Origin of the sequence: Pseudomonas graminis, assembly GCF_001705435.1 — a bacterium.
In the GTDB taxonomy this organism is placed as follows: domain Bacteria; phylum Pseudomonadota; class Gammaproteobacteria; order Pseudomonadales; family Pseudomonadaceae; genus Aquipseudomonas; species Aquipseudomonas graminis_B.
The window spans coordinates 55,917-75,009 of the sequence record NZ_MDEN01000052.1; the positions used below are offsets into that span (position 1 = coordinate 55,917).

Annotated in this window: 15 protein-coding genes; 7 read left to right on the top strand and 8 right to left on the bottom strand. The window is 60.6% G+C overall.

The genetic code is table 11. The annotated features are described in order from the left end of the window. Positions 1–349: 349 nt before the first annotated feature. The 5 genes from BBI10_RS03600 (at position 350) to BBI10_RS03620 (ending at position 6,904) form a co-directional block, all read left to right on the top strand. Positions 350–4,174 carry a bifunctional nitrate reductase/sulfite reductase flavoprotein subunit alpha gene (locus BBI10_RS03600; protein ID WP_083233008.1) on the top strand — a complete coding sequence of 1,275 codons (3,825 nt, stop codon included), beginning with the start codon at positions 350–352 and terminating at the stop codon, positions 4,172–4,174. Positions 4,175–4,366: 192 nt separating this feature from the next. Further along, positions 4,367–5,155 (top strand): FKBP-type peptidyl-prolyl cis-trans isomerase, encoded by a 789-nt coding sequence (locus tag BBI10_RS03605; protein ID WP_065986831.1) that lies wholly within the window; start codon positions 4,367–4,369, stop codon positions 5,153–5,155. Between the two features lie 428 nt (positions 5,156–5,583). Next, a complete protein-coding gene (locus tag BBI10_RS03610) occupies positions 5,584–6,033 on the top strand; it encodes a YkvA family protein (protein WP_065986833.1) in 450 nt (149 codons plus the stop codon). A 143-nt stretch (positions 6,034–6,176) separates the two neighbouring features. Further along, positions 6,177–6,533 (top strand): helix-turn-helix domain-containing protein, encoded by a 357-nt coding sequence (locus BBI10_RS03615; RefSeq protein ID WP_065986839.1) that lies wholly within the window; start codon positions 6,177–6,179, stop codon positions 6,531–6,533. Then, complete coding sequence (locus BBI10_RS03620) at positions 6,530–6,904, top strand: hypothetical protein (RefSeq protein WP_065986840.1); 375 nt, start codon at positions 6,530–6,532, stop codon at positions 6,902–6,904. Before BBI10_RS03615 ends, BBI10_RS03620 begins: the two co-directional genes overlap by 4 nt. Before the next feature lie 122 nt (positions 6,905–7,026). On the opposite strand, the gene BBI10_RS03625 is transcribed toward BBI10_RS03620, so the two are convergent. Together BBI10_RS03625 and BBI10_RS03630 are read right to left on the bottom strand one after the other, a co-directional pair. After that, a complete protein-coding gene (locus tag BBI10_RS03625; protein ID WP_065986841.1) occupies positions 7,027–8,817 on the bottom strand; it encodes a bifunctional diguanylate cyclase/phosphodiesterase in 1,791 nt (596 codons plus the stop codon). A gap of 120 nt (positions 8,818–8,937) precedes the next feature. After that, complete coding sequence (locus tag BBI10_RS03630) at positions 8,938–11,019, bottom strand: carboxy terminal-processing peptidase (RefSeq protein ID WP_208600730.1); 2,082 nt, start codon at positions 11,017–11,019, stop codon at positions 8,938–8,940. A 144-nt stretch (positions 11,020–11,163) separates the two neighbouring features. Between BBI10_RS03630 and BBI10_RS03635 the strand changes: the two genes are divergently transcribed. Then, positions 11,164–12,126 (top strand): NAD(P)H-quinone oxidoreductase, encoded by a 963-nt coding sequence (locus tag BBI10_RS03635; RefSeq protein ID WP_065986848.1) that lies wholly within the window; start codon positions 11,164–11,166, stop codon positions 12,124–12,126. Between the two features lie 145 nt (positions 12,127–12,271). Here the strand turns inward: BBI10_RS03635 and BBI10_RS03640 are convergent, their stop codons facing one another. From BBI10_RS03640 to BBI10_RS03665, 6 genes are all read right to left on the bottom strand, one after another. Continuing rightward, complete coding sequence (locus BBI10_RS03640; RefSeq protein ID WP_065986850.1) at positions 12,272–12,925, bottom strand: HAD family hydrolase; 654 nt, start codon at positions 12,923–12,925, stop codon at positions 12,272–12,274. A gap of 188 nt (positions 12,926–13,113) precedes the next feature. Next, a complete protein-coding gene (locus BBI10_RS03645; protein WP_065986851.1) occupies positions 13,114–14,103 on the bottom strand; it encodes an ABC transporter ATP-binding protein in 990 nt (329 codons plus the stop codon). Position 14,104: 1 nt separating this feature from the next. Continuing rightward, a complete protein-coding gene (locus tag BBI10_RS03650; RefSeq protein WP_065986852.1) occupies positions 14,105–14,902 on the bottom strand; it encodes an ABC transporter permease in 798 nt (265 codons plus the stop codon). After that, positions 14,889–15,731, bottom strand: coding sequence for an ABC transporter permease (locus BBI10_RS03655; protein WP_065986853.1), 843 nt, complete (start codon positions 15,729–15,731; stop codon positions 14,889–14,891). The genes BBI10_RS03650 and BBI10_RS03655 overlap by 14 nt, the downstream gene beginning before the upstream one ends. Next, positions 15,728–16,534: an alkaline phosphatase family protein gene (locus tag BBI10_RS03660; protein ID WP_065986854.1), complete on the bottom strand. Its 807-nt coding sequence runs from the start codon at positions 16,532–16,534 to the stop codon at positions 15,728–15,730. Before BBI10_RS03660 ends, BBI10_RS03655 begins: the two co-directional genes overlap by 4 nt. Positions 16,535–16,681: 147 nt before the next feature. After that, positions 16,682–17,749 carry an ABC transporter substrate-binding protein gene (locus tag BBI10_RS03665; RefSeq protein WP_065986855.1) on the bottom strand — a complete coding sequence of 356 codons (1,068 nt, stop codon included), beginning with the start codon at positions 17,747–17,749 and terminating at the stop codon, positions 16,682–16,684. A 360-nt stretch (positions 17,750–18,109) separates the two neighbouring features. Between BBI10_RS03665 and BBI10_RS03670 the strand changes: the two genes are divergently transcribed. Continuing rightward, a complete protein-coding gene (locus tag BBI10_RS03670) occupies positions 18,110–18,829 on the top strand; it encodes a UTRA domain-containing protein (RefSeq protein WP_065986856.1) in 720 nt (239 codons plus the stop codon). Positions 18,830–19,093: the final 264 nt, after the last annotated feature.

Sequence of the window (19,093 nt, forward strand, 5' to 3'; positions counted from 1 at the left end):
ATCGACGCGCCCGCCCCGTTTCTTTCCGGCCAGATGCGCAGGTTTGACGGGCCAGAAGCGTGATCGTTATTCGATCTCGTCGCCCTCCATAGCGAACGGTTCCGGCTCGAAAAGGGTGCGATTTACACTGGTGCGCCCCACGGTGAAGCTCAACGCCCATTGATCGTGTGAGCAACTTTCGCTGAAACCGCCCGCTGCACGTTCCACGGCCAGGCTGGCCTGCTCTTTGCAATATCCTGTTCACAGGCAATCAACGCCGATTGCCATATTCACGACAAAGGCGCCGTGTGCTCTCCGTTTTCCAACGGATGAGAACAGGGCGTCTTTTTTTGCTTTCAGGAAACGGAATATGGCGAGCAGCAGCGTAAAGAGCGTGTGTCCTTATTGTGGCGTAGGTTGCGGCATCGTCATGCAGGTCGAGGACAACCGGGTCATCAAGGTCGTCGGCGACAAGACGCACCCGAGCAATTTCGGCCGACTGTGTACCAAAGGCACCACCTGCGGCCAGGCGATTGCCGAGTCGGGGCGGATGGAGTCCGCCTACATCCGCCATCAGCGCAGCCACGAGCCAGTGCGCGCGGAAATGGACGCCGCCATCAGCGAAACCGCCCGGCGCTTGCGTAGGATTCTGGATCGCGACGGCCCGGGCGCACTGGCGTTTTACGTCTCGGGGCAGATGTCCCTGGAGGCGCAATACCTGGCCAACAAGCTTGCCAAAGGCTTCGTGCGCACGGCCAATATCGAATCCAATTCGCGGCTGTGCATGGCCAGCGCGGGCAGCGGCTACAAGCTTTCGTTGGGCGCGGACGGCCCGCCGGGGTCCTACGATGACTTCGACAAGGCCGATCTGTTTTTCGTGATCGGCGCCAATATGGCCGACTGTCATCCCATCCTGTTCCTGCGCATGATGGACCGGGTCAAGGCCGGGGCGAAGCTGATCGTCGTCGACCCACGGCGCAGTGCCACCGCCTACAAGGCCGGCTTGTTCCTGCAAATCAAACCGGGCACCGACCTCGCGCTGCTCAATGGGCTGTTGCACTTGCTGGTGAAGAACGGCGACACCGATGCCGACTTCATTGCCTCGTTCACCCAGGGCTGGGACGTCATGCCCGAATTCCTCGCCGAGTACACGCCCGCTTACGTCGCGCAGATCACCGGCCTGGCCGAAGTCGACATCCGTCAGGCTGCGCGGATGATCGGCGCGGCGCAGGAGTGGATGAGTTGCTGGACCATGGGCCTGAACCAGAGCACCCACGGCACCTGGAACACCAATGCGCTGTGCAACCTGCACCTGGCGACCGGAGCGGTTTGCCGGCCCGGCAGCGGTCCGTTTTCCCTGACCGGCCAACCGAATGCCATGGGCGGAAGGGAAATGGGCTACATGGGCCCGGGACTTCCCGGACAGCGCTCGGTGTTGGTAGACGCCGACCGCCGCTTCATCGAAGACATCTGGCGCATCCCGGAGGGCAGCATCCCGCACATGCCCGGCGGCGGCACCATCGACCTGTTCGAGCAGATGCGCGAGGGCGTGATCAAGGCCTGCTGGATCATCTGCACCAACCCGGTCGCCAGCGTTGCCAACCGCACCACGGTCATCGACGCCCTGAAGACCGCCGAACTGGTCATCACCCAGGACGCCTTCCTCGACACCGAGACCAATCGCTACGCCGACATCTTGTTGCCGGGCGCGCTCTGGGCTGAGGCGGAAGGGGTGATGATCAATTCCGAACGCAATCTAAACCTGACACAGAAAGCCGTCGATGCACCGGGCCAGGCGTTGCCGGACTGGCAGATCATCGCCAGGGTCGCCTGTGAAATGGGCTTCGCTGATGCTTTCAGTTATGCCTGCGCCGAAGCGGTGTTCGAGGAAATCAAACAGGCGTGGAACCCTGCCACGGGCTACGACATTCGCGGCGCCAGCTATGGGCGGCTGCGGGATCAACCGGTGCAGTGGCCGTGTGCGCCCAATGACGAGCGCGTGCGCAATCCGATTCGCTACCTCAGCGACAACCACAGTGACAGCGATAGCAACGCGAGCTCAGTTGAAGACGGCCCCACGGCACGCCCGGCGATTGTCTTTCCCACCGCAAACGGCAAGGCGGTATTTTTCCCACGCCCGCACATGCCTGCAGCTGAACTGCCCAACGATGCATTTCCCATGGTGCTTAATACCGGCCGCCTGCAACACCAGTGGCACACCCTGACCAAGACCGGGAAAGTCCCGACACTGAACGCGCTAAATGCCCGTCCGTTCGTCGAGCTGCACCCCGACGATGCCCTTGCGCTGGGCATCCGCGAAGGCGATGGCGTGGAAATCCGTTCCGTACGAGGCCTGGCGGTGTTGCCTGCGGTGATCAGCGACCGCGTGCTGCCGGGCAACTGCTTCGCGCCCTTTCACTGGAATGACGTGTATGGCGAAAAGCTGGCGATTAACGCCGTGACCAACGACGCCGTCGACCCGATCTCCCGCCAGCCCGAATTCAAGTGTTGTGCGGTCGCCTTGCGCAAGGTCGAGCTGATCGGGCATCGCTTCCTCAATGTGCCCCAAGTCGACTCCGAGACGCAGACAGCACCTGACCATGCGCCGCTGTTGACGCTGCTCTGGGCATCACAAACCGGCAATGCCGAAGCGTTGGCCCGGCAGTTCGCCGACCGGTTGAAGACTGCCGGCGTACCCGTTTACGTGGCGGCGATGGACAGTTTCCCCTGCGAGCGTCTTGACCAACTGCAGAACGTCGCACTGATCAGCAGCACCTTCGGCGACGGCGAATCACCCGATAACGGGCAACGGTTCTGGCAGTCACTGGCTGCCCGGCAAGAACGTCTGGAATCGCTGCGCTACGCCGTGCTGGCGCTGGGCGATTCGAGTTACGACCGCTTTTGCCAACACGGCAAGAACCTCGACCAGCGCCTGCAGCACTTGGGCGCTTCGTCACTGCTCCCCAGAATCGATTGCGACGGCGAATACCAGGCCCACGCAGACAACTGGTTCACCGGGTTGCAGCAGGCGCTGTCGCTGAATCTTCCTACCCCTTCAATCACCGACAACGCCCCAGCTTTTGGGAATCAGCCTTCACGGACACAGCCCCATCACGCCAAGGTGTCGCTCAACCGGCGACTGAATGCGGAGGGCGCCGCCAAGGACACGCGGCAACTGGCATTGACCCTTGAAGGTTCAGGAATGACCTATGAAGCCGGCGACGCGTTGGGGGTGTGGCCGCGCAATTGCCCTGAACTGGTGAACGAGTGGCTTGAGCTTACGGGTCTGAACGCCGAGCAACCGGTGTGTGGCGTGAAGGCTGGCGACGTGCCGCTGTGTCAGGCGCTGGCCGAGCAGTTCGAGATTGCGCGACCTGGCGCAGACACTTTGGCGTTCATCGCCGAGCGTAACGGCAGCAACGATCTGAAAACCCTGCTGACCGAACCCTTCAAAAGCGAGCTAAAGGACTGGCTGTGGGGCCGACAGTTGGCCGACGTGTTGCGTGAGTTCCCCATCGCCTGCTCTGCGCAGGAATGGCTTGATCATCTCAAGCCCCTTCAGCCGCGGCTTTATTCCATTGCGTCGAGCGCCAAGACGTATCCCGATGAAGTTCACCTGACGGTTTCCGCGGTGCGCTATGGATCGCGCAAAGGCGTGTCGTCGACCTTTCTGGCGGATCGTGCGGCCGAGTGCGAGGTGCCGATTTTCCTGCAGCCCACGCGGCATTTTCGCCCCCCGGTCGATGGCCATGTGCCGATGATCATGATCGGTCCGGGCACCGGTGTGGCGCCGTTCCGGGCGTTTCTACAGGAGCGGCGCGCCCGGGGCGATCGGGGCCGGAACTGGCTGTTCTTTGGCGAGCAGCATCAGGCCACCGACTTTTATTACCGCGACGAGCTTCAAGGCATGCAGCAGGACGGCCTGCTCACTCGGCTGAGCCTGGCGTTTTCCCGGGATCAGGCAGAGAAAATCTACGTTCAACAGCGCATACAGGAACAGGGCGCCGAACTCTGGCGCTGGCTGGAGGAGGGCGCGCACCTGTACATCTGCGGCGATGCTTCGCGGATGGCGCGGGATGTCGATCAGGCGCTGCGTCGTGTGATCAGCGAACAGGGCGGCGTCAGCCTGGAAAAGGCGGCCGAACAGTTGCGCTGTCTGACCGAGCAGAAGCGCTATGTGCGCGACGTGTATTAGCGCCGTTCTCTCCCCCCGTAGCTGTCCGCTGAACCCCAACTGAACGAATTTCTCGATCAAACAAGAAAACCTTTGGATACCTGAACTTATCTGCCTTTTCTCCCTCTCATGCCGGTAGCCATTGATCGCGGCAGCCTGATAAGCTCGCGGCTTTACTCGTTTGCCCTATTGGCGCATGAACAAGGAAACAGAATGAAACAGCATCGGTTGGCAGCGGCGATTGCCCTGGTCGGTCTGGTACTCGCGGGCTGCGACAAGCAAGCCAGCACCGTTGAGCTGAAAACCCCGGCCCAGAAAGCCTCTTACGGCATCGGCCTGAACATGGGCAAAAGCCTGGCTCAGGAAGGCATGGACGATCTGGATTCCAAAGCGGTAGCGCTGGGTATCGAAGACGCCGTTGGCAAGAAAGAGCAGAAGCTCAAAGACGAAGAGTTGGTTGCAGCATTTGGCGACCTGCAAAAGCGCGCTGAAGAGCGCATGGCCAAGATGAGCGAAGAGTCGGCAGCCGCCGGCAAGAAGTTCCTCGAAGAGAACGGCAAGCGTAAGGAAGTCACCACGACTGCTTCCGGCCTGCAATACGAAATCATCAAGAAAGCCGACGGTCCAGTACCGAAGCCGACTGATGTCGTGACCGTTCACTACGAAGGCAAGCTGACTGACGGCAAAGTGTTCGACAGCTCTGTTGAACGTGGCAGCCCGATTGATCTGCCGGTCAGCGGCGTGATCCCGGGTTGGGTCGAAGGTCTGCAGCTGATGCACGTCGGCGAGAAAGTCAAACTCTACATCCCTAGCGAATTGGCCTACGGCGCACAGAGCCCTAGCCCAATGATCCCGGCGAACTCGGTTCTGGTCTTCGACCTCGAACTGCTGGGCATCAAGGACCCTGCTGCTGCAGGCGCCAATGATGCTGCCGCCGGCGCTGATGAAGAAGAAGAGGCTGCCCCGGCCGCCGAACCGGCCAAGCCAGCCGCCAAGAAGTAATCGTTCGTAAGTTCGGTTACCGCTTGAAAGAAATGCCCCGTCTCGACGGGGCATTTTCATTTCCGGGCCTATTTCATCGAACCGGCATGGACGGGCAGAGTCCCATGTCGGTCAGTCAACGGGCTTTAACCCGGGATTTGTCGGAGGCTGCGGGGCGCTCATCGCGGTGCTCATTGGATTGTGGCTAGCGCCACAGCCCCAGTGAGTCAACGATTTTCGCGGGTTTTTATGTGTGTAAAAAACGCGCGATCTAAGTCCGGCCCCTGTAGAACGGGCGTTCCGACCCCGAAAAGCGGGTCTGTTCACAAGGTTATCCACAATTTGTGTGGATAACCTTTGGGGGCGGAACCCGCACACGCGTCAGCAGGCGACTGCGGCTTACGCAGTCAGCCGGAATGTCGATTTTTATCGGTAATCGTGGAGTGGATATGAAAGCACCCTGGAATCTCATTCGTTATCTGCCCATGGCCAAGCGCTTGATGGCCGCAGGTCGCCTGCCCGCGTTGCTGTTCGCCGTTGCAGGTAAAACCGCCAGTGAGGGCGGTCGGCTGGGCAAGATCAAAGACGATTTGAAACTGCTTCAAGCGCTGTGCCTGGCCTACTGGCGCGGGGAATATCGCGCTATCAGCGGTAAGGCGATTCTCTCTATCGTGGCCGGTCTGATGTATTTCCTCAGCCCACTGGATGCGATTCCCGACTGGATCCCCGGCTTGGGTATGCTGGACGACATCGCCGTCCTGGCTTGGGTGATGAAGCACCTCGAAGCCGAGCTCAGCGCATTCCGTGCCTGGCGCGAATTGCAGAACCCGGAGAAGCTCGCGGTGGTCGAGCGTTTGCCGGCAACGCCTGTCCTGCTGGAGCACGAGAAAAAGATTTGAACGCGGGTTGGTGCAGCTCATCCATTCCGTCGCCAGTGCTGCAGTGATCCCCACACCCAAGTCGTAGCCAACCGCTGTTAAGATGCCGCCCATACTTAGAAAAAGACTGCGTAAAAGCGTGTTTAGTCCTACAGGGGAGCGTTATGGATCTTCAGATTATTTCGCGCGATGGAGAGCCGGAATATGCGGTGCTGCCATGGGCGCAGTATCAGGCCCTGTTGCGCGCCGCAGGTGTTGCGCCTAGCCCGGAGCCAGAGGCGGCTACCCACATCCAGGCCGAGTCTGAACAGTCCTCATCCGCCGCAGACCTGCCTTCTTTATCTCAGTTGGGTGCATTGCGCGAGGCCAAGGGCCTGGCAGTGGCGCAGCTGGCGCGCACGGTCGGCATCAGTCCTTCTTACCTGGACCTGATTGAGAGCGGCGCCCGTGAGCCGGACGCGGCCATTCGCCGGAGTCTGGCGTGGGAGCTGGGCGTCGCGGGCTGGCGGGGTGAGGCATGAGCGTGCGTATCAGTCGCCAGCACTGGGACGGGCTGCTCGCCGAACTGGACCTGGCCCGTCGTCAGCGTCACCTGGTGACCTATCGCGCGTTGCTTGAGCGGTTGCAATTACCCACCCCCGCCATGCAAACCCTGACTGCCGCCCTTGAACACCTCGCCGCCCTCGACGCCCGCGCCGAGCAGCCATTGCGCAGTTCGTTGGTGATCAGTCAGGGCGCCAGCCGTCTGCCTCGCACCGGGTTCTTTGAATGCGTCGAACGCCTCGGCCGTTTCTCCGGACCCTCTGACGGCATCGCTGCAGCGTCCTGGCACGCCTCGGAAGTGGCCCGCGTGTTTGAATTCGAGTATGCGCAGCCGGTAAAGCCGGAGTAGAGCATCTTCTGATCCGAGGTATGCCGAACTGTCGCCTTCGCGAGCAAGCTCGCTCCCACCTGGCTAGTGTTGTACTCGGGATTTCGAGATTGACCCCAACCCCATTTCTAAAGAACGGCGGCTCACCCCAAAACCGCCTGATTCAGGGTCGCCATTGCCTCCGCCTCCAGCGTATTGATCACATGCACACTTGCACCGGTCACCTCCTTGGCGTGGTGCTTGGCCTGAGACGCCAGTTCGGCAAGCTGGCTGGCGTCTAGGGTCGTGCAGACCTCCGGGTGCAGGTGCACGACGCCAATGGACAGCGACAGCAGCGGGAATTCCTGGCGTTGGCCCTGGCGGTTGAGCGCGACGAAGCAGCCGGCCTCCAGATGCTCGGCGCGGTAGAAGCGTCGGCACTGGTTCTGGAAATCTTCCAATAACATGTTCAGGCGTTTGCGCCAGTCGTCCGAGCCCAGCACCATCAGGAAATCGTCGCCGCCGATGTGGCCGACAAAGTCGCGGCTCGGGTCAATCCGGTCGTTCAGGCACTGCGCCAGACACAGCAGAACCTCGTCGCCGCGCCCATAGCCGTAAATGTCGTTGAAGGGCTTGAAGCTGTCGATGTCCACGTAGCAGATCATCGACTCGCGACCCTGCTGCAACAACCGGGTCAGGCATTGCTGGATCGGGACGTTGCCCGGCAGCAGGGTCAGCGGGTTGGCGTAGCGCGCCTGCTGGATCTTCACTTCGGTAATCAGCTTCAGTACATCGATCACCCGGCCCAGCCCAAGGTAGAGGCCGTTCTGCATGATGATGAAATCTTCTTCGATGCGTTGCCGCGCGCGGCTGGTGATCAGCCGGCTGACCTGCTGAAGCGACTGGCTCAGCTCGACGGCTAGAAAGTCGTCGCTCATCAGACGACTAATGGGCTTGCGCGCATACAGTTCGGTGGCGAAGGGCTGCAGCAGCACGTCCGACAGCGAGTGGCGATGGACGATGCCGATCGGCTGATGCTGCTCATCCAGCACCGCCAGGGAGTTGAGATTGGCCTGCTTGCGAAACGCCTCCAGCACCGTTGCGGTGGGCGTGGTCTGCACCACCGCCGGCAGCTCGTTGAGGAGGGCGCTGAGGTCGCTGGTTTCCTCCGTCAGGGTCGCAGCGGCCGGGTCGATTTTCGGCAGCAGCGCGCGAGCGTCACGGGGCGGAAACTCCTGCGGACGGCACAGCAAATAGCCCTGAACCAGTTCGACGCCCATTTCGATCAAGACCGCCAGCTCTTCCTGCAACTCGATGCCTTCAGCGATCACCAGCGCCCGCGACGCTTTGGCCATCTGCAGCATGGAGCCCACGAACTCACGCTTGACCGCGTCCTGATGGATGCCGTCGATGAAGTGCCGGTCGATCTTCACGTAATCCGGGCGCAACTCGGACCACAGCCGCAGGCTCGAATACCCTGCGCCCAAGTCATCCAGGGCGATGGAGAAGCCCATATCGCGGTAGTGATACAGCGCGTTGTAGAGCAGGCCAAAGTCATCGGTCGGGGTCTGCTCGGTCAGTTCGATGACCACGCGGCTCGGCGGTATGCCGTAGCGCTGCAACAGCTGCAAGGTGCGCCCCGGCGGGTGCGAGGCTTCCAGCAGGGACTCCGGCGAGATGTTGAGAAACAGCTTGCCGTCCAGCTTCTGTTGGCTGAAACGACGGCAAGCCGACTCGCGGCAGGCCAGTTCCAGTTCGCTCAGGCGCCCGGCCTGGCGGGCCACGGCGAACAGGCTGATGGGGGAATGCAGCGCGCTGTTGGAAGGACCGCGAGTCAGGGCTTCGTAGCCGAGAATGCGCCGATCCGATAGCGACACAATCGGTTGGAACAGGCTGTGCAAGTCGCCGCGAGTCAGAATCGAACTCAAAGCGCCCAGCTGCTCAGTCACGGTCATGGCAATCTCGGGGCAAGAAAAAGGGGCTGGACGCCTGTGGCGTCGAGCCCCGCTATTTCACGACAGCTTCATGACTGTTTGATGACGAATTGCCATCATTTTGTCACGTTTCATGGCGTTTTACTTTTTCGCCACCGAACCGCTCAAGCCCAGATAATCGAGCAAGATGCGCCCGGTTTCAGCCAGGTAGGCGTCATCCTCGGGTTTGGTCTTGTCGTCGTCAGAAGGCAGCGCGTCTTCGTCTTCCTTCTTCAGCTCTTTGAGCGGCTCTTCGCCTTTGGCCTTGCGACGCACGTTCTCCATCGCCAGCTGCTTGCTCTCGATGTCGGCGTGTTGCTTGCGGCGCTCGGCTTCGTTGAGGCTGACGGTCTTTTCGCTCATCAGCTTCTTCGCCAGCGCCAGTTTCTCTTCGATGAAGACAAACTCGGCGTCCTTGGCCGAACGCACGTCATGACGCGATTGCAGCTGGGCGAGGAACGGTTTGAACGGATCCACCGCAGGCTTGATCGCCGGCTTGATGGTGTCGTAAGTCATCGCTTCAGGCAGTGCGCTTTCGCCGATTTCCTTGGTGTCGATGATCGACGGGTAGGCGATGTCCGGCAGTACGCCCTGGTGCTGGGTGCTCTGACCGGAAACACGGTAGAACTTGGCCAGCGTCAGTTTCAGCTCGCCATGGTTCAGCGGCTGAATGGTCTGCACGGTGCCTTTACCGAAGGTCTGGCCGCCGATGATCAGCGCGCGGTGATAATCCTGCATGGCGCCGGCGAAAATCTCCGAAGCCGAGGCCGAGAGGCGGTTGACCAACAACGCCATCGGGCCTTTGTAGAACGCACCGCTGTTTTCGTCTTCCAGCACATCGACCTTGCCGTCGGCGTTACGCACCAGAACGGTCGGGCCTTTGTCGATGAACAGACTGGTCAGCTCGGTGGCTTCCTGCAACGAACCGCCACCGTTGTTACGCAGGTCGATGACCACGCCGTCGACTTTCTCGGACTGCAATTCGGTCAGCAGTTTCTTGACGTCGCGGGTGGTGCTCTTGTACTCGGGATCGCCGGCGCGGTAGGCCTTGAAGTCCAGGTAGAAAGCGGGGATCTCGATGACGCCCAGCTTGTAATCCTTGCCGTCCTGGTTCAGGTGCAGGATCGACTTCTTCGCCGCTTGTTCTTCAAGCTTCACTGCTTCGCGGGTGATCGAGACGATTTTGGTGGTCTGGTCGCTTGGCGCATTGCTGGCCGGGACGATTTCCAGGCGCACGACCGAACCCTTCGGACCGCGGATCAGTTTGACCACTTCATCCAGGCGCCAGCCGATCACGTCGACCATCTCTTTGTCGCCCTGGGCAACGCCGATGATCTTGTCGGCGGTCGCCACTTGCTTGGTCTTGGCGGCAGGGCCGGCCGGCACCAGGCGCACGATCTTGACGTTGTCGTTGTCGCTCTGCAGGACAGCGCCGATCCCTTCCAGGGACAGGCTCATGTTGATGTCGAAGTTTTCCGCACTGTCAGGTGACAGGTAGTTGGTGTGCGGATCGTAGGACATCGCGAAGGTATTCAGGTAAGCCTGGAACACGTCCTCGCTGCGGGTCTGGCCCAGGCGCGCGAGTTGGTTCTTGTAGCGCTTGGTCAGGGTTTCCTGAATCTTCGCGGGGTCTTTGCCGGCGATCTTCAAGCGCAGAACCTCGTCCTTGACGCGCTTGCGCCAGAGGTCGTCGAGCTCGGCTTCGTTCTTGGCCCATGGCGCGTCCTTGCGATCAACCAGCAAGGTTTCCTGGGTGTTCAGGTCGATCTTGTCGACGCCCTTGCTCAGCTGCGCAAGCGCGAAATCGAGACGCGACTTGATGCGGTCCAGATAACGTTTATAGATAGTAAAGCCTGGGGCCAGGTCGCCGCTCTTGAGGAAGTCGTCGAACTGGAAACGCCACTTGTCGAACTCGGCGATGTCACTGGCGAGGAAGTAGCTGCGCGCAGGATCGAGGAGTTTCAGGTAGCTCTGATAGATGATTTCCGAACGCTTGTCGTCCAGCGGCGGCTTGCTGTAATGGTGGCGCTTGAGCAGCTCCACGACATTCAGACTGGCGATGACTTCATCGCGATCAGGTTGAAGATTATCCCAGCTGTTGGCGGCAAACGAACTGGCCGACATTGGCAGGACAGTCAGGCCAATGAGTAATGCAAGGGTGGTGCTGGGTAAAAAATGCTTCATGCTGATTCGACGCGGGGACAATTGATAACGCATATTAGGCCGTCTTTGGAGGTCGCCGGTTCGGTCAGAACACGGTCGCATAATGCAAAAAGCCCAGTGGCCGTGAGGCACATGGGCTCAGTCAAGACTCACTATGGAGGCACCGTGAAAGCATTGCAAGGCGTGGAAGGTCGTGTGGAATGGGTTGATGAGCCATCGCCGACGCTGGATGTAGGACAAGTCCGCATCCAGGTGGCAGCCGCCGGACTTAATCGTGCCGATTTGCTGCAACGCTCGGGGCATTACCCGCCACCGCCGGGTGTGACGGAAATCCTCGGTATGGAATGTTCAGGGGTGATTGCCGAGGTTGGCCCGGGCTGCGCCTGGGAAGTCGGCGACCGCGTGTGTGCGCTCGTTGCGGGCGGGGCGATGGCCGAAGAAGTCGTGGTCGACGCGCGGCATGTGCTACCGGTGCCCGAGGGGATTTCGCTGCACGAAGCAGCGGCGATACCCGAGGTGTACGCCACCGCCTGGCTCAACCTGTTTCAGCTGGCCGGTCTCCAGCCCGGCGAAAAAGTGTTGCTGCACGCCGGAGCAAGTGGAGTTGGTTCAGCTGCCATTCAGCTGTGCAAGGCCTTCGGCAACCCGGTCTGGGTCACCGTGGGCTCGGCGGAGCGGCTGGCGTATTGCGAATCCCTCGGCGCCCAGGGCGGTGTGCTGCGCAATGAGAACCTCGACGCGCTGAACGACTTTGCGCCGTTCAACGTCATCCTTGACCCGGTGGGCGCCAACTACGCGGCGCTGAACCTCAAGGTGCTTGGCGTTGACGGTCGTCTGGTGCTGATCGGGCTGATGGGCGGAAGCAAGTCCGAGCTGGACTTCGCGAAGGTGCTGGGCAAGCGCATTCATATCCTCGGCTCGACCCTGCGCAGTCGCGACGATCAGTTCAAGGCCGACCTGCTCAGCGACCTGGGCCAACACGTCATGCCGCTGTTCACCGAAGGCCGCCTGAAGCCACAACTGGCGCGCAGTTTTCCGATCAGTGAAGCGGAAGCGGCTTACTCGGAGCTGGCGACCAATCAGGTGTCGGGCAAAGTCGTGCTGGTGATCAACGAAAGCCTGGTGTGATGACCTGTTGATGTGCTGGGCTTAACCTGTGGGAGCCTGTTCGCGAAGACTGCATGACAGCCGCTGAAAATTTAGCGGATGCACCCGCCTTTTCGCGAGCAAGCTCACTCCTACACGCGGTGTTCCCTTGAGCGCAGTGGCTGGATCACTTCCAGTTATGAATCGGCCATCCGTTCTCTTGCGCTTTTTCGCGCAGCACTGGGTCAGGGTTCACCGCGTGCGGAAAATCCACTTTCTGCAGCAGCGGCAGGTCATTGCGTGAGTCCGAATAGAAACTCGCCCCCTCAAGGTTCTCGCCTTCCTGATCCAGCCACGCCATCAAGCGGGTGATCTTGCCTTCGCGGTAGGTGAGCACGCCGGTGGTCTTGCCGGTGTAGACGCCGTGGGCGACGTCCAGATCAATGGCCAGCACTTCATCAACGCCGATGCGCTCGGCAATGGGCTTGACCAGATGCACCCCCGACGCCGAGATGATCAGGATGCGATCCCCGGCGGCGCGGTGTTCGGCGATGGCCTTGGTCGCGTCGCTGAAAATGATCGGCTCGATGTAATCCTCAACCCACGGCCCCACCAGAAAATCCACTTCCTCAGGCGTGCGCCCGACCATCGGGTCCAGGCTGAACGCCATGTAATCTTCCATGGCCAGCTCGCCCTTGCCGTAGGCTTCCATCAGTTCGTGGTCTTTCTTCATGAACCACTCGGGGTCGACCCAGCCCAAACGCCCCATCTGCTCGCTCCACAGGCTTGAACAGTCACCGTGGATCAGGGTTTCGTCCAGATCGAAAATTGCTAAAGCCATTAAAACTGTCCTCTTAAATCATTCACACGCAGATCAACTGTAGGAGCGTGGCTTGTCCCGCGATCTGCCGGGAACCGGCAGCAACCCAGGCCAATGCGGTGTGTCATTCTGACCTTCGTCGCAGGTTTCACGACGGGTTCCCCGCCGATCGCGGGACAAGCCACGCTCCTACAGGGTTGGCGTCTAATTCATGCGACTTCACACAACGCCGACGCTTCAATGTGCAGGGTGACGCGCTGGCCGTTCGGGTGCAAGTCGCTGGCCGAGCGGTTAAGCACGTCGACCACCAGTTCCACGCCCCGGGCTTCGACGCGATAGCGGATCACGTTGCCCAGCAGGCTGTGGCTGCGCACTTCGCCTTCCAGCGAACCGGTCAGGCTCAATTGAATCGCTTCCGGGCGAATCGCCACGCGACTGTTGATCGGGCGCTGCATCAGGCGGCTGGCGGCGTCGGCTTCCAGCAGGTTGTAGTTGCCGATGAAGCCGGCAGCGAACGCATCGACCGGCGAGGTGTACAGGGTTTCGGCGTCGCCGCTCTGCACGATTCGGCCCTGATTCATCAGGAAAATCCGGTCGGACATGGTCAGCGCTTCTTCCTGATCGTGGGTCACGAAAATCGTCGTCAGGCCCAGCTCCTGCTGAATCGCACGGATCTGCTCGCGCAGGTGTTTGCGGATGCGCGCATCGAGGGCCGACAGCGGCTCATCGAGCAGCAGCAGGCGAGGGCGGGTCACCAGCGAACGCGCCAATGCCACACGCTGACATTGCCCGCCCGAGAGCTGATGCGGGTAGCGCGTGGCGAACTCGTTCAGCTCCACCAGCTTCAGCACCTCGGCCACCCGCTGCTTCATTTCGTCGGTACTGACTTTCTGCATGCGCAGGCCGAACGCGACGTTCTGCTCCACGTTCATGTTGGGAAACAGCGCATAGCTCTGGAACACCATGCCGATGCCGCGCTTCTGCGGCGACACCGGCACCAGGTCCTTGCCGTCAAGGAAGATGCTGCCGCTGGTCACAGGCGTCAGCCCCGCGATGCAGCGCAGCAAGGTGGACTTGCCGCAACCGGACGGGCCGAGCAGGGTGACGAATTCGCCCTTGCGGATGTCGCAATTGATGTCGCTGAAGACCGCCGTGCTGCCGTAATTCTTCTGCAGGTTTTCGACACTGACGAAGCTCATATCAGTCTTTGTCCTTGTTCAGTCGGTTGGCCGCCCACGTCAGCAGCAGTACGAAAAAGAAGTAGGAAATCACCAGCGCGCTGTTGAAGTGACCGCTGCTGTTGCGCATGTTGTTCAGGTACACCTGCAGGGTCTCGTAGCGGGTGCCGACCAGCAGATTGGCGAACACGAACTCGCCGAACAGGAACGAGAACGACAGCAGCAGGGCAATCATCAGGCCCTTGCGCAGGTTCGGCAGCACCACCAGAAACGCGGCTTGAAAGGTGTTGGCGCCGAGCAACTGGGCGGCGTCCATCAGGTCAACCAGGTTGATCGCTTGCAGGTTGTTGGTGATCGCCCGGTACATGAACGGCAGCGCCACGGTGAAATAGCAGCCGATCAGAATCCACGGCGTGCCGACCATCGCCAGCGGCCCCGAACCGTAGAGCTGCAACAGGCCCACCGAGGACACCACCGGCGGCACCGCGAAAGGCAGCAGGATAAGGATGTTCATCAGCGCGTCGAGCTTGGGGAAGTGGTAATGCACAACGAACAGCAGCGGCAGAATCAGCACCACCGAGAGCGCCAGCGCGCCGACGCACACCAGCAGCGACTGGCCGAACGCGCGCAAAAAACGCGGATCGCTCCACAGCGCGACGTACCATTTATAGGTCAGGCCGTCGGGCAGAATCGTCGCCGACCAACTGGTGGCGATCGAATACACAAAGGTGCCCAGCAGCGGCGCGAGCAGGATCAGAAACAGCAGGTACACCACGACGCGGTGGTAGAGCCCCGGCGGGCGGCGTTCAGCGCGAGACATGGTAGCTCCTCTTCAACAGCCACTGATGCACGACGGTCACCAGCGTCATCATCCCCACCAGAATCATCGCCAGAGCGCTGGCCATGTTCGGGTCCAGCGTGATGTCGCCCGCCACCATCGCCGCGATGCGGATCGGCAAGACGTTGAAGTTGCCAGTGGTCAGCGCATACACCGTGGCGTAGGCGCCCAGCGCGTTGGCCAGCAGGATCACGAAGGTGCCGAGCAGCGCTGGGGTCAGCACCGGAATGCCGATGTGCCGCCAGAAATCCCAGCCGCTGGCGCCCAGCAGTGACGCCGACTCGCGCCAGTCTTCGCGCAGCGCGTCGAAAGCGGGGTAGAGCAGCAGCACGCCCAGGGGGATCTGGAAGTAGGTGTAAAGGATGATCAGGCCGGTTTTCGAGTACAGGTTGAAGTCATCGATGATCCCGGCCTGTTTGAGAATCAGCGTCAGCGCGCCGTTGAAACCGAGCAGGATGATGAAGGCAAACGCCAGCGGGACGCCGGAAAAGTTACTGGTCATGTTGGCGAAGGCGCTGACGAAATCCCGCAGGCGCGACGGCACTTTGCGCAGGGAATAGCTGCCGAGGATCGCGATGATGATGCCGATCAGGCTCGACCAGAAGCTGATCTCCAGGCTGTACTGCATGGCCTGGCGGTAGAAACGCGAATTAAACGCCTTGATGAAGTTGTCGATGCCCCAGCCGGCGTCTGATTGCAGGCTGTTGATCGCCACCCAGGCCAGCGGCGCGATCTGAAACGCGATGAAAAAAACCGCAAACGGCACAAGGCACAACAGCCCCAGCCATTTGCCGCGACTTAGTGAATTCACTTGAGCACCTCTCTGCACACGGGTTTGTCGTGGGGTACGCCGAGCAGCGCGCAGACGGTGCCGCAGATCTCGCTCTGTTTCGGTCGCGCCTCGGGGTCGAGGCTGAAGGCGTCACCGAGCACGAACAACGGGACTTCGCGCTCTTCCGGCAGCACGCCGTTGTGCGAGCGGTCGTTGTTCATGCCGTGGTCGGCGGTCACCAGCACTTGATAGCCCGCATCCAGCCAGCGCTGCAGATATTCGGCGAGGATGATGTCGGCCGAGCGTGCGCTGTTGCGGTACTGCGGGGTGTCGAGGCCGTGCTTGTGGCCGGCGTCATCGATGTTCATCGGGTGGACGAACAAGAAGTGCGGCGCGTGCGCTGTTCGAAGATGCTCGGCGTCGTCGAACAGGTGGGAATCGGGGTAGTGATCGACGTAGTAGAAGTGCCCGTGCTGAATCGGCAATTCGGCATCGTCGGTGTGGCGGTCGCGTGCGGCAATGAACGGACTGCGGTTGTACAGCTCGCTGACCCAGTGGTACGCGGCAGCGGCAGTGGTCAGCCCGGCGTCGGTGGCGTAGTGAAACACGCTGCGCTGGCTGGAAAGCCGGGAAACCTGGTTGTGCACGATGCCACTGTCGATGGGCGCCACGCCGGTCAGGATGCATTCATACAGCGGGCGGGACAGCGACGGCAGTTCGCATTCGAGTTTGTACAACGCCGCGCGGCCTGCGTTTCGGTAGGCCAGCAAATGCCCCATCGCATGTTGCGCCACGCTGTAACTCAGGCCGTCCAGCAGGATGAGGATGACGTTGTGTTTCATGGCATCTCCGGAGGGTGGATCGCCAAACATCACTGTAGGAGTGAGCTTGCTCGCGATCGCGGTATGCCTGCGACAGACAGGTCGAGTGACACACCGACATCGCGAGCAAGCTCACTCCTACAAGGGGGCTGCGTTAGCCGTTGAGGATTACTGCATCTCGACGATGACTTGCTCGTTCCACTGTTGTGGCAGGGCTTTCGAGGATTTTTCCCAGGCCGCAGCGTCTTTGATCGGGGTCACGTTCTTGTACTGCTCGTTAGGCAGCAGCTTGGCCTGGACCTCTGGCGGCAATGTCAGGTGCTCGGCGCGGATCGGGCGTGCGTTGCCTTTGGCCAGGTTGATCTGCCCGGCGTCGCTGAAGATGTATTCGCGGGCCAGCTTGGCGGCGTTCGGGTGCTTGGCGTACTTGTTGATGATCGTGGTGTAGCCCGAGATCACCGAGCCGTCGGACGGGATCAGTACCACGTAGTCGTCAGGATTGGTCATCTTGGCCTTGTAGCTCAGGCCGTTGAAGTCCCAGACCACGCCCACTTCCACTTCGCCCTTTTCCATCGACTGGATCGTTGGGTTGTTGATGCCCAAGCGCTTTTGTTTGGCCAGTTCGGTGAACAGTTGCAGGCCCGGCGCGAGGTTGGTCTCATCGCCTTTCATGGAAATCGCAGCGGCCAGTACGCCGTTGGCAGCCTGGGCCGCAGTGCTGACATCACCGATGGTGACCTTGTACTTGCCGTTTTTCAGATCAGCCCATTTGGTCGGTACGTCGGAGCCGTGCAACAGTTTTTTGTTGACGATGAACGCGATGGTGCCGGTGTATGCCAGCGCCCAGTGGCCTTCCTTATCCTTGGCCCAGTCAGGCACTTGCGCCCAGGTGCTCGGCTTGTAGGGCTGAGTGACGCCCTTGGCGACAGCGATCGGGCCGAACGCTGCACCCACGTCGCCGATGTCAGCGCTCGCGTTGTCTTTTTCCGCATCGAACTTGGCCACTTCCTGAGCCGAACTCATGTCGGTGTCCATGTGCACCAGACCGTATTTGGCGGTCAGGTCGGTCCAGGTGCCTTTCCAGTTCGCCCAGTCATCGGGCATGCCCACGCTGTTGACCGCGCCTTCGGCCTTGGCCGCGGCTTCGAGGGTTTTGAGGTCGGTGTCGGCGGCCATGGCCGACGTGCTCAGCGCGATGGCCGAACCCAGGAGTGATGCCAGCAAAAGGTGTTTCATTCGAAGCTCCTTTGTGCACTTCTCGACGGACTCATAGAAGTGTTCGTTGCGGATGATTGGTCTAGGTCAGCAATACCTGAGCCAAGTTAGGCCAGTAACATGACGCTTTCGTGTCTGGACCGACTCTTGCTGGAGCAAGCCACAACCCGGGCAATCGCTGTGAAATGAGCGTAGACCATGCTCAAGCGCCTGATCTGAAAGGCCCTGACGATTTCCTGAAGTCCGGCGTTGCCGCCGCTCCCGGCTGGAATGTCACGCAACGGTCATCTACGCTGCCTAGGCTCTGGAGCACCGAAACGGGCCAGTCAGCGAGCGACCTTGCCCTTAAATAGCGCTGGTCTAGTCCAGATAGGTAACGCAATGCGCGAAGAAATGCCCCGAGCGGTGACGACCATCTGCAATGCGCTGCAAGAGCAGATCGAGCACGGTCTGCTGCCGCCGGGCAGCAAGTTGCCGGCCGAGCGCAAGCTGAGCGAGGTCTTCGATACCACCCGCATTACCTTGCGCGAGGCATTGGTGCAGCTTGAGGCGCGGGGCTTGATCTACCGCGAGGAGCGGCGCGGCTGGTTCATTTCACCGCCGCGACTGGCCTATGACCTGATGCGCCGCAGCCACTTTCACGCGATGGTTCAGGCTCAGGGGCGGGTGCCCGCGACCCAGGTGATATCCGCGCGGCTGCAACCGGCCTCGGCGGTCATCTGCGGGTTGCTGCAGTTGCCGGCGCTGTCCAGTGTGATCCAGATCTGCCGCGCCCGCCGTATTGACGAGCGACTGGTGCTCTATGTCGAGCACTACCTCAATCCCGATTACTTTCCGCAGATCCTCGATCTGGACCTGAACCAGTCGCTGACCGAGCTCTACGCCAGCCATTACGACATTCGCTATGGCCAGGTGCGTTTCGAAATGGTGCCCACGGCGCTGCCCATGGAAGCGGCGGGAGCGCTGAAAGTCTCCATCGGCAGCCCGGGCCTGCGCATCGCCCGGGTCAATCACGACCAGCGCGGCCGGCTGATCGATTGCGATCTGGAGTATTGGCGCCATGACGCGATTCACGTGAGCGCAGTGGTGGCGGATATTTGAATTCCTTTGGTGAAGTTGTGTTGTGAGCTTCGTACTCCACATCAGGCGCTCTGCTTGGCCCTTAATTTATGCTTATAAGATCAATTTGAAATTAACATTATTTCGAATTTGAATAGCTTTATTCTTTATGTTTATGATTTTTAAAGTGAATCATGTCGCATGATCGGATCTCTGGCTGCGTTTGCTCATTCGCGGGTTCTTGAGCTGCCGTTGCCAAATGCATGTATTGCGTCACACTGATAGCGTTATCCATCATTCAGCTAA

Coding starts and splice junctions, on each gene's coding strand:
- BBI10_RS03600 (WP_083233008.1), top strand. CDS start 350: ATGGCGAGCAGCAGCGTAAAGAGCGTGTGTCCTTATTGTGGCGTAGGT.
- BBI10_RS03670 (WP_065986856.1), top strand. CDS start 18,110: ATGCGCGAAGAAATGCCCCGAGCGGTGACGACCATCTGCAATGCGCTG.
- BBI10_RS03650 (WP_065986852.1), bottom strand. CDS start 14,902: ATGTCTCGCGCTGAACGCCGCCCGCCGGGGCTCTACCACCGCGTCGTG.
- BBI10_RS03615 (WP_065986839.1), top strand. CDS start 6,177: ATGGATCTTCAGATTATTTCGCGCGATGGAGAGCCGGAATATGCGGTG.
- BBI10_RS03630 (WP_208600730.1), bottom strand. CDS start 11,019: ATGAAGCATTTTTTACCCAGCACCACCCTTGCATTACTCATTGGCCTG.
- BBI10_RS03660 (WP_065986854.1), bottom strand. CDS start 16,534: ATGAAACACAACGTCATCCTCATCCTGCTGGACGGCCTGAGTTACAGC.
- BBI10_RS03605 (WP_065986831.1), top strand. CDS start 4,367: ATGAAACAGCATCGGTTGGCAGCGGCGATTGCCCTGGTCGGTCTGGTA.
- BBI10_RS03640 (WP_065986850.1), bottom strand. CDS start 12,925: ATGGCTTTAGCAATTTTCGATCTGGACGAAACCCTGATCCACGGTGAC.
- BBI10_RS03665 (WP_065986855.1), bottom strand. CDS start 17,749: ATGAAACACCTTTTGCTGGCATCACTCCTGGGTTCGGCCATCGCGCTG.
- BBI10_RS03625 (WP_065986841.1), bottom strand. CDS start 8,817: ATGACCGTGACTGAGCAGCTGGGCGCTTTGAGTTCGATTCTGACTCGC.
- BBI10_RS03620 (WP_065986840.1), top strand. CDS start 6,530: ATGAGCGTGCGTATCAGTCGCCAGCACTGGGACGGGCTGCTCGCCGAA.
- BBI10_RS03645 (WP_065986851.1), bottom strand. CDS start 14,103: ATGAGCTTCGTCAGTGTCGAAAACCTGCAGAAGAATTACGGCAGCACG.
- BBI10_RS03610 (WP_065986833.1), top strand. CDS start 5,584: ATGAAAGCACCCTGGAATCTCATTCGTTATCTGCCCATGGCCAAGCGC.